General features: G+C 72.0%; 16 protein-coding genes. 10 read left to right on the forward strand and 6 right to left on the reverse strand.

Annotated features, from left to right (window positions below; all coding sequences use genetic code 11):
• The first annotated feature begins 112 nt into the window (after positions 1–112).
• The 5 genes from dapB to ACJ73U_RS24825 all read left to right on the forward strand — a co-directional run bounded on the left by dapB (position 113) and on the right by ACJ73U_RS24825 (position 3720).
• Entirely contained in the window at positions 113–904 is a 792-nt protein-coding gene (gene dapB / locus ACJ73U_RS24805) for a 4-hydroxy-tetrahydrodipicolinate reductase (protein WP_407780102.1), read from the forward strand.
• 346 nt (positions 905–1250) lie between these two features.
• Entirely contained in the window at positions 1251–1676 is a 426-nt protein-coding gene (locus ACJ73U_RS24810) for a hypothetical protein (RefSeq protein WP_407780103.1), read from the forward strand.
• A gap of 2 nt (positions 1677–1678) precedes the next feature.
• Entirely contained in the window at positions 1679–2281 is a 603-nt protein-coding gene (locus tag ACJ73U_RS24815; protein WP_407780104.1) for a cell wall protein, read from the forward strand.
• 103 nt (positions 2282–2384) lie between these two features.
• Positions 2385–3182, forward strand: a complete 798-nt coding sequence (locus ACJ73U_RS24820) for a MauE/DoxX family redox-associated membrane protein (protein ID WP_407780105.1) — start codon at positions 2385–2387, stop codon at positions 3180–3182.
• A 67-nt stretch (positions 3183–3249) separates the two neighbouring features.
• The gene (locus tag ACJ73U_RS24825; protein ID WP_407780106.1) at positions 3250–3720 is read left to right on the forward strand and encodes a DUF4265 domain-containing protein; all 471 of its coding nucleotides are present in this window, start codon (positions 3250–3252) and stop codon (positions 3718–3720) included.
• Positions 3721–3727: 7 nt separating this feature from the next.
• Here ACJ73U_RS24825 and ACJ73U_RS24830 read toward each other — a convergent pair whose 3' ends face one another.
• Positions 3728–4243 carry a hypothetical protein gene (locus ACJ73U_RS24830; RefSeq protein ID WP_407780107.1) on the reverse strand — a complete coding sequence of 172 codons (516 nt, stop codon included), beginning with the start codon at positions 4241–4243 and terminating at the stop codon, positions 3728–3730.
• 118 nt (positions 4244–4361) lie between these two features.
• Positions 4362–4922, reverse strand: a complete 561-nt coding sequence (locus ACJ73U_RS24835; protein WP_407780108.1) for an N-acetyltransferase family protein — start codon at positions 4920–4922, stop codon at positions 4362–4364.
• Positions 4923–4998: 76 nt separating this feature from the next.
• On the opposite strand from ACJ73U_RS24835, the gene ACJ73U_RS24840 reads away from it, so the two are divergent.
• Together ACJ73U_RS24840 and ACJ73U_RS24845 are read left to right on the forward strand one after the other, a co-directional pair.
• A complete protein-coding gene (locus tag ACJ73U_RS24840) occupies positions 4999–6567 on the forward strand; it encodes a serine/threonine-protein kinase (RefSeq protein WP_407780109.1) in 1569 nt (522 codons plus the stop codon).
• Between the two features lie 38 nt (positions 6568–6605).
• Positions 6606–7856 (forward strand): winged helix-turn-helix domain-containing protein, encoded by a 1251-nt coding sequence (locus ACJ73U_RS24845; RefSeq protein ID WP_407780110.1) that lies wholly within the window; start codon positions 6606–6608, stop codon positions 7854–7856.
• Between the two features lie 261 nt (positions 7857–8117).
• On the opposite strand, the gene ACJ73U_RS24850 is transcribed toward ACJ73U_RS24845, so the two are convergent.
• Together ACJ73U_RS24850 and ACJ73U_RS24855 are read right to left on the reverse strand one after the other, a co-directional pair.
• A complete protein-coding gene (locus ACJ73U_RS24850; RefSeq protein WP_407780111.1) occupies positions 8118–9038 on the reverse strand; it encodes a DUF4097 family beta strand repeat-containing protein in 921 nt (306 codons plus the stop codon).
• 5 nt (positions 9039–9043) lie between these two features.
• On the reverse strand, positions 9044–9583 hold the full coding sequence (locus tag ACJ73U_RS24855) for a toxin-antitoxin system HicB family antitoxin (RefSeq protein WP_407780112.1): 540 nt from the start codon (positions 9581–9583) through the stop codon (positions 9044–9046).
• Between the two features lie 118 nt (positions 9584–9701).
• On the opposite strand from ACJ73U_RS24855, the gene thyX reads away from it, so the two are divergent.
• Positions 9702–10454, forward strand: coding sequence for an FAD-dependent thymidylate synthase (gene thyX, locus ACJ73U_RS24860; RefSeq protein ID WP_407780113.1), 753 nt, complete (start codon positions 9702–9704; stop codon positions 10452–10454).
• Between the two features lie 5 nt (positions 10455–10459).
• Positions 10460–10843 (forward strand): ACT domain-containing protein, encoded by a 384-nt coding sequence (locus ACJ73U_RS24865; protein WP_407780114.1) that lies wholly within the window; start codon positions 10460–10462, stop codon positions 10841–10843.
• Here the strand turns inward: ACJ73U_RS24865 and ACJ73U_RS24870 are convergent, their stop codons facing one another.
• On the reverse strand, positions 10844–11380 hold the full coding sequence (locus ACJ73U_RS24870; RefSeq protein WP_407780115.1) for an RBBP9/YdeN family alpha/beta hydrolase: 537 nt from the start codon (positions 11378–11380) through the stop codon (positions 10844–10846).
• A gap of 7 nt (positions 11381–11387) precedes the next feature.
• Positions 11388–12419, reverse strand: coding sequence for a DNA polymerase IV (locus tag ACJ73U_RS24875; RefSeq protein WP_407780116.1), 1032 nt, complete (start codon positions 12417–12419; stop codon positions 11388–11390).
• A gap of 23 nt (positions 12420–12442) precedes the next feature.
• Here ACJ73U_RS24875 and ACJ73U_RS24880 point away from each other — a divergent pair.
• Positions 12443–13042, forward strand: a 600-nt coding sequence (locus tag ACJ73U_RS24880) for a serine/threonine-protein kinase (protein ID WP_407780117.1), incomplete at its 3' end; no start/stop codon positions are given.

Here is a 13042-nt window from a genome sequence, read left to right on the forward strand (position 1 = left end):
CCGCAAGCTCCGCTCGGAGATGATGTTCGCTCCGCAAGCTCCGCTCGGAGATGATGTTCGCTCCGCAAGCTCCGCTCAGAAGTGATGTTCGCTCCGCAAGCTTCGCTCGGGGATGACGTTCGCTCCGCAAGCTCCGCTCAGAAGTGAGGTGATCGAGGTGGCTGTTCGCGTCGGTGTGCTCGGTGCGCGGGGCCGGATGGGTGGCGAGGTGTGCCGGGCCGTCGAGGCGGCCCCGGACCTGGACCTGGTGGCGCGGGTCGACGTCGGCGACGCGCTGACCGACCTCGTCGATGCCGGCGCCGAGGTGGTCGTGGACTTCACCCACCCGGACGCCGTGCTGGACAACCTGCGGTTCTGCGTGGCACACGACATCCGCGTCGTCGTGGGCACGTCCGGCTTCACCCCGGAGAAGCTGGCGACGGTTCGCGGCTGGCTCGCGGACAAGCCGTCCGTCGGCGTGCTGATCGCCCCCAACTTCGCGCTGGGGGCGGTCCTGTCGATGAAGTTCGCCCAGTTGGCGGCCCGCTACTATCCGTCGGCGGAAATCATCGAGCTGCACCACGCGGGCAAGGTCGACGCCCCGTCCGGCACGGCCGCGCACACGGCGTCCCTGATCGCGCAGGCCCGTGCGTCAGCCGGCCTTGGCGAGGCTCCGGACGCGACGACGTCCGCTCTGGAGGGTGCCCGGGGCGCCATCGTGGACGACGTCCGCGTCCACTCGGTCCGCCTCGCCGGTCTGGTGGCACACCAGGAGGTCCTGTTCGGTGGCGAGGGCGAGACCCTGACCATCCGGCACGACTCCCTGGACCGCAAGTCCTTCATGCCCGGTGTGCTCCTGGGCGTCCGCGAGGTCCTGACCCGCGACGGCCTGACCGTCGGCCTGGAGAACGTCCTCTCCCTCTGACCCGCGAGTCTCGCGTTCGGCACCCCTGAGTTGCACCCGACTCAGGGGTGCGACGCGAGACGCGCGCGTTCCCACCGTCCAAGTGTGACGGAATTGAGCCGGTTGCCTCGCCCGGCTACGCCGCTTGGTCGGCGCGAAAACGGACAGCCGCAAGTACGGTCGAGAATCGTCAGTGGATAACCAACTCTTGTCTGTTCGTGCGAAAGTCCCACCCCCTGCACCGGGACCCTGCGCGATGAGGGCCGGACGAGAGATGAGGGTGCGTCCGCGTCGTCGACGTGGGCTCACCCCTGTCCAGCCATGGCCCGACGCGTGACCCCGGGGCATCCCCCGAAGGGAATGACCCATGGCAGAACTGGATCCGAGGGCACCAACGACGAACGAGGCGTCGTGGTTCTGTTGCGGCGCGGCCTGGGGCCCATGCGGCTCCGCGGGCGGCGGCGCCTGTGGCAACTGCAAGTCCGGCAGTCGCCACTGCGCCTGGCCCAACACGTCCGACTCGTGCTTCTCCATCACCAGGCCGGACAAGTGCGGTAACGACGTCTTACGCCGCACCTGCGGCCACACCTTCTACGTCAAGAACCTTTGCGGCACAACGGAGATCGCCGTGACGATCGCCGACTGCGGGCCGCAGACGGACCTGTGGTGCGGCGAGCAGGTGTGCTGCAGCGGCAAGTGCGCGACCAACCGCCTGCTCGACCTGACCCCGTCCGCGTACAGCGCGATCGGCAACCTGTCCAGCGGCATCATGCCCGTGACCATCCGGAGCTGACCATGGCAGACATCCTGGGACGCAGGCGTTTCCTCTCCAGTGCCGTGCTCGGCGCCACCGCGACGGTCGTCACCGCGACGACCATCGGCTCGGTCGCTCCCGAGGCCGTGGCCGACCCCAAGCTCGACGTCGAGGCCGGCGCGCCGGACCCGAACTTCGTCGAGGGCCGGATCACCGGCATGGTGGGCGGCCTGCTGATCGTGACCAGCTCCGACCGGACGCTCAACCAGATCCACCTCACCAAGGCAACGAGCGTGTGGAAGCTGCGCCCGACCACCACCGACGCGGCACAGGTCGGCGACGGCCTCTACGCCCGCGGCGTGCGCATGCCCGACGGCACGCTCGCCGCCGACGCGGTCTGGCTCAACATCGTGAACCTCCAGGTGCACATCACCTCCATCGGCCGCGACGTGCTGCACCTCGACCACTACGGCGACCGGATCGTCGGCCACGTCGTCAGTGGCACCACCGCGGCGGTCTACAACAACACGCCCGCGGTCAGCGACCTCTCGCTGCTGGAGGTGGGCAAGCACGCCCAGGTGATCGGCGCGTGGCGACCGGACACCAACGAGGTCGACGTCGCCACCGTCTACGCGGCGGCGTGATGGTCATGAGCGGAGCTCGCGTAGCGAACCGTCGAGCGGAGCACGGGCACCGCCACGCCGACGAACGGCGTCACCGAGCCCGCGAGGGGACGGTGTGAGCGGCATGGCATGGTTGGCAAGTGCGCAGCAGGCCGTGGTCGGTGGCGTGCTGCTGTGGGCGAGCGGCTTCAAACTGTTGCACCGCAACGCTTCCGCACACGCGCGTCGATCGGTGCTCGCGAAGCTGGTCGGCAAGGAGCGGGCCGCGGGCGCGTACCGGGCGGTCGGCGCCGTCGAGGCCCTGGTCGGGCTGCTGCTGCTCGCACCACCGGTCCACGCGGCGGAGGCCTACGCGGCGGCGGTGCTGTCGGCCGGCATGCTGGGTTACCTGGCCTACGGCAAGCTCAGGGCGCCGGAGTCGTCGTGCGGTTGCCTCGGTGACAAGCACACGCCGGTGCGCGGCCGCGGCTTCGCGCGGGCGGCGCTGCTCGGCGTGCTGAGCGCTGTCGCCGCGACGGCAACGGATCCGTGGTTCGACAGTCCACTCGCGACGGTCGGCGTGCTGATCGTCGAGGGGGCCGTCATCGTCGCGCTGTCGCCGGAACTGGACGGCCGGTGGCTGCTCCGGTTGCGGCGCTGGCGAGTCAAGCGGCGGCACCCGTTGGCGGGGCACACCGTCGAGATCCCGCTGGAGTCCACGGTCCAGCAGCTGTGGAAGAGCGACGCGTACCGGTCGGTGGTCGAACAGCTCACCTCCGACCTGCTCGACCACTGGGACGAGGGCGAGTGGCGCCTGCTGACCTACGCCGCTCGCACCCCGGACGGCTCGGCGACCGCCGTGTTCGCCGTGCCCCGGTTGGCCTACGAACCCGACCGGGTCCGCGTGGCACTCGTGCCGGCGGACGAGGAAGTTCTGGTTTGACGCGGTGGGTTCGCTCGTACGGGTGGCGGAGCTGCGACTCCGCCGCCCGTACGCCAGACTGTGCGCCATGACGGACCACGTGCGTGTGTACTTCGCGGTGGAACAGGACGGAGAGGGCTGGCCGCCCGTGACCGTCGAACGGATGTGGGCCACCCCGACCCCCCGCGACCGCGTCGTCGTGCTGGACAACATCCCGTTCTTCGCGCGTGGTTTCGCCTGCTTCGACGTCGTGTCGGTCACCCAGGACGAGGACGGCACGTTCTGGGCGGAGCGGACCATCAAGTGGTCCGGCAACTGCACCATCCGGGTCATCCCGTTCCGCAGCGGACCCCTGCTCGGCGACCGGCAGGCCGTGCTCGACACCTTCAAGCCCTTCGGCATCGACGGCGAGGGCATCGAGCCGTACGGCATCGTCGCGCTCAACGTCCCCGCCGACTCGGACCTGGTCGCGGTCAAACGGCTGCTGCGCGAGGGCGAGCAGGACAGCCGCTGGGCCTGGGAGGAAGGCTGTATCGGCGACGCCTGGGCGCTGGCCTAGATGGAGGTTACAAGAACCAGCCCGCACAGATCGCCGGTGACGCGGCCAGCACGCTGAACCGGATGAAGCGCCCGACCAGCCCGGCGCCCAGGAAGGCGCCCAGGCTCATCCGCACCATGCCGGCCAGCACCGACGTCGCCATGAACGGCGGCAGGCCGAGCACCGAGCTGATCCCGTACGTGCCGACCATCCACTTCGGGTGGCGGTGGCACTTCTCCCGCAACGCCTCGACCCACATGCGGATCCGCTTGGTCCGGCGGTGCCAGCGCAGCCGGCGCGGCGTCTCCAGCTTCTCCTTGTGCCGGCGGTGCAGGAACGCCGGCAGGTGCAGGTCACCCTTGGCGGCGTAGTAGTACAGCAGCTTGCCGGACACCTGCCCGACCGCGACGACCGCGCCGAGGAACAGCCACGGGATGTGTGGTTGCTGCATGACCAGGCCGATCAGGAAGATCTCGATGCTGACCAGGGGAAGGATCGCGGACCCGAAAGCGACGCCGAGCGTCAGACCGAGCCATGCGATCACAGGCAGTACCTCCAGCCGAGGGTCGAGAACTGACGCAGCGTACCCGAGCGCGTGTCGGGTTCAGGTCAGGACGGCGCCTTCCGATACAGGAGACGTCGCACGGGGCCGGGTGGTTGTGTCAGCTTTCCAGTTCGAAACCGAGCGTGCCCGTCAGGCGCACCTCCCGTAGCGGGCGGCCGCCCGCGTCGAGGGTGCGCACCGTGCCGTCGGCCGTCCACCCCGCGCGCTGCCAGAAGCCCAGCGACGCCTTGTCCTGCTCGGCGACCCAGCTGATGCCCCTGGCCAGCCCGTCGGCCCGCATCGCCTCGCCGGCCGCCGCGAGCAGCCGGCCGCCGTGCCCCCGGCGGCCCCAGCGCGGCTCCACCAGCAGCGTGCTCACCAGCGCGACCCGGTCGGCGTCGGGCACCGGCGTGCCGTCCGCCTCGGCCGAGTCGTCCTGCGGCGACACCCCGGCGGCGACGAAGCCCACATGCCACCGGCCCTCGCTCGCCACGAACACCCGCGCCGGGCCCTGCTCGATGGTGTGCCGCCAGGTCGCCTCGGCCTCGGCCGCGTCCAGGGCGTCGAGCACCTCGGCGGGCAGCAGGTCGCGGTAGGCGGCACGCCAGGTGACGAGCTGGATGCGGGCGATCTCGGCCGCGTCGGACGGCTCGGCGGGGCGGACGGTGGCTTCGGCCATGCACACGAAACTAGTTGCTGACGGAATCCTGCAAACCGTCGGGGACCGTGAACAATCCTCGGTTACGCTCTCGCCCGTGACCGTCTCCGTCCCCGGCTACCAGGTCGTCGACGCGGTGGGGCGCGGCGGCTTCGGCGTGGTGTACCGCGCTCGCCAGCTCACGATCGACCGCGAGGTGGCGATCAAGGTCGACACGCGCGTGATCCTGGACGACCGCGACCAGCGCCGGTTCCTCCGCGAGGTCCGGGCGGCGGGGCGGCTGTCCGGGCATCCGCACGTCGTGGAGATCTACGACGCGGGCGTGCTGCCGGACTCCCGGCCCTACATCGTGATGGAGCTCTGCCCGAGCGGGTCGCTCGCGGAGCGCGGTCCGCTGCCGCCGCGCGAGGTCGCCGACATCGGCCAGAAGATCGCGGACGCGCTGGCCGCCGCGCACGACCTCGGCGTGCTGCACCGGGACATCAAGCCCGGCAACATCCTCGTCAAGCGGTACGGCACGGTCGCGCTGTCGGACTTCGGCCTGGCGGCGCTGATGGAGACCGGCCGGGACACCTCGGTCACGCTCGAGGCCCTGACCCCGGCGTACGCGGCCCCCGAGCAGTTCCACCTCGTGCCGCCCACGCCGCAGTCGGACGTCTACGCGCTGACCGCCACGCTGTACACGCTGCTGGCGGGCCGCCCGCCGAGGTACCCGCCGGACCGCGAGCTGAGCGTGCCGGAGATCCTCCGCCTGCACGACACGCCGATCGTGGACGTGCCCGGGGTGCAGCCGGAGTTCATGGCGGTGCTGCGGCGCGGCCTCGCCCGGGACCCGGCGCACCGCTACCCGGAGGCGGCGGCGCTGCGGGCGGACCTGTCGCAGCTGAACGTCGGCGACTTCCCGAGCCCGCGGCACGCGGTGACCGCGCCGGTGATGACGGTCGCGACGCGGCGTCCGTCGCACCCGCCGGCCGGCCACCCGCCGCGGTACCCGTCCGGCCCGCCGCCTTTCCGGCAGGATCCCGCGCCCAGCGAGCCGCCCGGCCACGATGCGTCCTCCGCTCGGAAGAACAACAAGGTCGCGATCTGGTCGGGTGCGGCGCTCGCCGCCGTGCTGGTGCTCGCCGGCGTCTGGTACTTCACGCTGCGGGACACCGGGGGAGACGGGCGGCAGCGGGCCGAGGACACGATCAACCCCACGACCACGAGCCCGACCAGGTCGCCGAGCGAGATCTACGGCGTGCGGACGTCGACCGAGGGCTGCCCGGCCGCGCAGGTCGAGGGCGGCCAGGCGACGTGCGTGGAGAAGGCCGAGTGCTGGTCGGGCATGGTGGTGATCAACGGCAAGGTCGACAGCATCCGCCGGCTGCCGTGCGACCAGGCCCACGTGTACGAGACGTACGCGATCGCCCTGGTGCCGGGTGATGTCGCCGACCCGTACACCGACGTGCTGGAGGCGCACCCCACGGTCAAGAAGGTGTGCTCCATGGAGACGTTGTTGGCCTCGCGCTACGGGGACGCGACGCGGTTCGGGGCGGAGCAGTGGCAGGCGGAGATCCTGCCGCCGTCGTCGGACGACAAGTCGACCGAGCTGGGCGTCTACCGCTGCGTCGCCACCATCACCGACATCGGGCCGATCCAGGGTTCCGCGTTCCGACCTCGGTAGCCCGAGTTCCTGTCGGTGCTCCGTGCGATCGTTTCACCATGAAGGTCACGACCACGCTCGGCTCGGTCGGCGCTGATGCCGCACGGCGGATCGCGCTGGGTGCGCAGGGGTTCACCGACGCCCGGCCCGGGGGAGAGGTGTCCCGGCGGCACCTGCGCCGGGTGCTCGACCGGGTGCGGTTGATCCAGCTCGACTCGGTGAACGTCGCGGTGCGGGCGCACTACATGCCGCTGTTCAGCCGGCTGGGCCCGTACCCGGCCGACCTCGTCGACGACGCGGCGTGGAGCCACCGCGCGCGCCGGCCACGGATGCTGGTCGAGTACTGGGCGCACGAGGCGAGCCTGCTGCCCGTCGAGGACTGGCCGCTGTTCCGGTGGCGCATGCGTGAGTACGAGCGCAAGTACGCCACCCGGTTCGCGGCCCTGCGCAAGCGGTCACCGGGCCTGTTCGACGACGTCCTGGCGGCGGTCAAGGAGCTGGGCCCGATCGGCGCCGGCCCGCTGGAGGACGAGCTGGGCCTGTCGCAGCGCCGGGCGAGGAAGGCGCCGGGCGGCTGGTGGAACCGGTCGGACGTCAAGCACGCGTGCGAGTGGCTCTTCGCGACGGGCGAGCTGACCACGGGCACGCGGCGGAGCTTCCAGCGCCTGTACGACTTACCCGAGCGGGTGCTCCCGCCGGAGGTGCTGTCCGCGCCGCCGGTCTCCGACGACGAGGCCGCGCGGCAGCTGATGCTGCGCGCGGCGTCGGCGCACGGCATCGGCACGGAACCGGACCTGCGCGACTACTACCGGCTGCCGCCCGACCGGTCGAAGGCGGCCCTGTCCGAGCTGGTGGAGCAGGGCCTGGTCGAGGCGGTGACGGTGCACGGGTGGCGCCACCCGGCGTACCGGCACGTCGACGCGCGGGTGCCCCGGCGCGTCACGGGCCGTGCGCTGCTCGCCCCGTTCGACCCGCTGGTCTGGCGGCGCGAGCGGACCGAGCGGATCTTCGGCTTCCACTACCGCATCGAGATCTACGTGCCGGAGCCGAAGCGCGTGTACGGCTACTACGTCTTCCCGTTCCTGCTCGACGGGCAGCTGGTGGGCCGGGTGGACCTGAAGACCGACCGGGTGGCAGGCGTCCTGCGGGCGAGGGGCGTGTTCGCCGAGCCGGGTGTGGACCACACACGAGTGGCACACGAGCTGGCGGCCGAGCTACGCCTGATGGCCGACTGGCTCGGCCTGGACAGGGTGGTGGCAGGCCCGAACGGCAACCTGGTGAAGGAGGTCCGATCGGCCCTCAAACCCTGACCCGCGCGAGTCCAACGTTCGGCACCCGCGAGTCCAACGTTCGGCACCCCTGAGTTGTGTTTTCGAGTACACGCGGTCAGGCCGCTGGACGGGACTCGCGGGTGCTGTGCCCGGACTCGGGGTGCTGTTGGCGGGACTCGCGAGTGCTGCGGGTGAGACTCGCGTGAATGGAAGTGGCCTGGGTGGTGCCTCCGGTGCTGGGGAGGGAGGCATCACCCAGGCCGGTCCCCCTCGGTTGGGCCTGTTCCTGTTCGGCGGTGGTTACTCGGTCGCCGCCGTGACCAGGGCGCTGCCGGAGCCGGTGCGGCCGCGGATGCGCAGCGGCGGCTTGCTCTCCGGGGGTCTGGTCGCCAGGTCCAGCTCGGTCCGGGCCTCGCCGGAGCCGGAGGCCAGGTCGACCTCGGCCGGGCTGCCCTTGCGGATGCCGACGTGGATGGCGCCCGAGCCCGAGTGCAGCTCCAGCTCACCCGCCGCGGCGTTCGCGACCGTCACGCGGCCGCTGCCGGTGCGGGCCAGCACGTCGCCGGTCACCGCGCCCAGCCAGACGTCGCCGCTGCCGGTCACGATCGTGCTGGCGCCGCCGACGGCTGTCACCTCGATGTCGGCCGTGCCGGTCTTCGCGCGCAGGCCCGCGGCCATCGGGCCGAGGCGGACGGTGCCCGAGCCCGTCTCGACCTTCGCCGAGCTCTCGGCCTGGTCCGTGGTGATCCGGCCGGAGCCGGTGTGCAGGTCCAGGCGGCCGGCGCGGCCGGAGACGTTCACGTGCCCGGAGCCGCTGCTGGCCGCCACGTGCGAGCCGGCCGGCGCCTGCACCGACACCGCGACGGGCACGTTCCGCAGCTGCAGCTCCTTCGGCGTCCGCACCACGAGCCGGCCGGCGGTGTAGTCCACGCGCGTCTGCCGCACGGCCTCCGCCTCCGCGTTCGACCCGGCCGGCACGCTCTCCCCGAGCTGCCCGGCGAACTGCGGGAACTGGGTGTTGACCCAGCTCATGATGCTGGTGATCCCCTGTGCCCACGGGCTGCCCGCGGCCGGGTCGTGCCGGATCTCGACGTGCACCCCCGGCTCGTCGACGAGCCGGACGGTGACTGCGCCGCCCGCGGTGCCCAGGTCCAGCTCCACCGGCCCCTCGGCCTCGAAGCTCTGCCGCCGCACGACGTCCTCGGACTGTTCTTCGGTCATCTTCGTCACCCCTCGTACCAACCGTGGACGCGGTTCTGGCTCTGCCCGCGCTCCGGGCCGCCGCTCCAGCCGCGGCTCCACTCCCGGCTCCAGTCCTTGCCGCCGAAGCCGCTCTTGCGGTGCAGCGCCCCCTGGACGGCCTGCTGCACGAACGTGTTGAGCGACACCCCCTGCGCCGCCGCCGCCTGCTCCGCCTTGGCCTTGAGCTGCTCGAACAAGCGCAGTGTCATACGGCTCATGTCGCCCCCCACCGTCTCGTCGACCGGCGGCACGTCGTCCGCGCGCGGGTCGTCGCGTGGCGTGCCCCGGCCCGTGACCACGACCTGCACGTCCCGCCCGGCGAGCCGGACGTCGACGACGTGGTCGTCCAGCGAGGCGGTGACCTCGGCGGCCAGGTCGGACAGCGCGTTCATGATCGCGAGGCGCGCGGCCGGCTCCAACGCCGCCGCGAGCACCTCGGCCGACCTGCGGGTGTTCTCATCACCGGCCGACGCGGCCGTGACGAGGTCCTCCCGCAGTGCGGCGATATATGGTGTGAGATCCATGATGCCATCGTGACATCACAAGTGACATCACGCAAGTGTCCTCGTGACAGCACTCCGCGCCGGCCCTGCCTCGCGTCGCTGTCCCGTGCACCCGCAAGCGCCGGTTAGGCTCTTCGGCATGACGGAGACGGTGTCGCCCAAGGTCCAGCTGATCGCGAAGACGGAGTTCTTCCCGCCGGAGGACGTGCCCTGGTCGACGGACGCGGAGGGTGGCGAGGCACTCGCCGAGTTCGCGGGCCGCGCGTGCTACCAGTCGTGGAAGAAACCGAACCCGGCCACGGCGACCAACGCCGGCTACCTGCGCCACATCCTCGAGGTCGGGCACCTCTCGGTACTGGAGCACGGCACCGTCACCTTCTACATCACCGGCATCTCGCGCTCGCTGACCCACGAGCTGATCCGCCACCGCCACTTCTCCTACTCCCAGCTCTCCCAGCGATACGTCCCGGAGCGCAAGGCGGCCATGGTCGAGCCGGCGGTCATCGCGAGCGACCCGGTGCTGCACGAGAAGTTCCGCGCCGCGGCCGAGGCGAGCGTCGCCGCGTACACCGAGCTGCTCCAGGGCCTGGAGGAGCACTTCGCGGACGTCCCGAACGCCACGCTGCGCCGCAAGCAGGCCCGCCAGGCCGCGCGGGCGGTGCTGCCGAACGCGACCGAGACCCGCATCGTGGTCACGGGCAACTACCGGGCCTGGCGCCACTTCATCGCCATGCGCGCGAGCGAGCACGCCGACGTCGAGATCCGCGAACTGGCCGTCGAGTGCCTGCGCCAGCTGCAGAAGGCCGCGACGAACGTGTTCGACGACTTCGTGATCTCGACGCTGCCGGACGGCACCGAGGTCGCGTCGAGCCCGTTCGTCACCGAAGGCTGACGCGGGTGAAGCGCCTCGCCGTCGACCTCGCGCCCGAGGAGTACACGATCACGCGCCTGCCGACGGGCGCACCGCCACCTCGCATCGAGGCGAAGGGCCTGGTGTCGGTCACGACGACCGCCAACGGCGTGTCCGTGGTGTGCCCGTCGCCGGTGGCCCCCCGAAGCGACGACAGCCGGCCGGGCTGGCGGCTGCTGACGGTCCGCGGCCCGCTGGAGTTCGACCTGACCGGCGTGATGGCCGCCCTCGCCGGCGAACTGGCCGCGGCCGGCGTCACCCTGCTCGCGGTGTCCACGTACGACACCGACCACGTCCTGGTGCGGTCCGCGGACGTGGACCGCGCGACCAGGGCACTGCGCGAGGCCGGCCACGAGGTGAGCGCGGTCTGATCAGCCCCGCCTGATGCCGGCCGTGAAGGCGATCAGGAGCGCCTGGCCGAACGCCCAGCCGCCGACCCCGGCCGCCACGTTGACGTGCCCGACCTCGCCGGCGCTGACGTGGGGGAGTCCCCAACCCGTGGCCAGGCGCACGCTCACGGCCGGTTCGCAGTACGGGTCGTCCTCGCCGTAGACGACCAGGCCGGGCACGGGCACGGGTGCCGGCGTCAGCGTGGTGAAGCTGGCGGCCTCGCGGGGGAAGTCCGGCCGGGTGACGTCCGGCGGGGCGACGAGGAAGAGCCCGCGCACGTTGGGCCGCGGTGCCCGTGCCGTGGCGGCGTGGCAGCCGAGGCTGTGCGCGACGATCACCACGTCGCCGTCGACCCCGGCCACGGCCCGGTCGAGTGCGGCGCACCAGTCGTCGAAGTCCGGGTAGTCCCAGGAGGACGGGGCGAACCGCGTCGCGGCCGGCCCCCACGCCGACTCCCAGATGCTCTGCCAGTGCTCCTCGCCGGAGCCGTTGATGCCGGGAACGATCACGAAGTGCATGACGCCACTATGTCCGATCCTCGCCGAACTCCGCGCGGACGCCCAGCAACCGGACCGGGCGGTCCAGGGAGAACTTCCCCAGCACCGCCAGCGCCGCCTTCTCCAGCAGCGCGGCGTCGGCCGTGGGTGCGGGCAGGGTCATGCTGCGGGTGTGGGTGAAGAACGGCGCAAACCGCACCTTCACGGCCACCCTCGCCGCCGGCCTGCCCTCCTCGGCCACGTCCGCCGCGACGCGGTGCGCCAGCGCCACCACCTCGGCGGTGATCTCCGCCGGATCGTCGAGGTCGGACTGGAACGTCGTCTCCCGGCTTCGTGACTTCGCCACGTACGGGGTGCCCGTCACCTCGGCACTGCTCGCCCCCCGCGCCAGCTCCCGGTACCACGGTCCCATCCGCGGCCCCAGCGCCGCGGCCAGCACGTCGGGGTCCGCCCGCGCCAGCTCCGCCACCGTCGTGCAGCCGAGCGCGGCCAGCTTGCGGGCCGTCTTCCTGCCGATGCCCCACAGCGCCGCGGTCGGGCGGTCGGCCATCACCTCGACCCAGTTCTCGCGGGTCAGCCGGAACACCCCGGCCGGCTTCGCGAAGCCCGTCGCCAGCTTCGCCCGCAGCTTGTTGTCGCCGATGCCCACCGAGCAGGCCAGCCTGGTCCGGTCGAGCACGGCCGCCTGCACCGACCGCGCGAACCCGACCGGGTCGTCCACGGAGACACCCATGAACGCCTCGTCCCAGCCCAACACCTCCACCGGCACCCCGAACGACCGCAGCACCGCCATCACCCGCGCCGACGCCTCGTCGTAGGCGGTCGGGTCGGCGGGCAGGAACACCGCGGCCGGGCACCGGCGCGACGCCAGCCGCAGCGGGAGGCCCGAATGGACGCCGAACTCCCGCGCCTCGTAGGAGGCCGTCGCCACCACGGCACGCTCGGTCGGGTCGCCGCGGCCGCCCACTACGACCGGTTTGCCCGCCAGTGACGGGTCCCGCAGGACCTCGACCGCCGCGATGAACTGGTCGAGGTCGACGTGGAGGACCCATGCCGGCATAGGAACCATCTAACATCCCGCACGTGACTCAGCAGCCCCAACAGGCGACCCAACAGCGGGTGATCGCCGGCCGCTATGCGCTACTGCAGGAGATCGGCCGCGGCGGCATGGGCATCGTGTGGTTGGCCGAGGACCGGACGATCGGCCGCCGGGTCGCGATCAAGGAGCTGCACCTGCCCGCCGGGGTGCCCCAGGACGAGCGGCGGGTGCTCGAGGAACGCGTGCTGCGGGAGGCCCGCGCGGCCGGGCGCCTGAACGACCCGGGCGTGGTCACGGTCTACGACGTGGTCCAGGAGTCCGGCGCCACCTACATCGTCATGGAGCTGATCCAGGCGCCCACCCTGGCCGCGCTCGTCGCCCGCCAGGGACCGCTGCCGCCGGACGCCGTCGCCCGGATCGCCGCCCAGCTGCTCGACGCGCTGGACATCGCGCACGCCGCCGGCATCGTGCACCGCGACGTCAAGCCGTCGAACATCATGGTGCTGCCGAACGGGCGGGTGAAGCTGACCGACTTCGGCATCGCCCAGGCGCGTGATGCCACCCCGCTGACCCGCACCGGCATGGTCGTGGGCACCGCGCAGTACCTCTCCCCCGAGCAGGCACAGGGCATGGAGGTCACCGCC

This window comes from Actinophytocola sp. (genome assembly GCF_045807065.1).
In the GTDB taxonomy this organism is placed as follows: Bacteria; Actinomycetota; Actinomycetes; order Mycobacteriales; family Pseudonocardiaceae; genus Actinophytocola.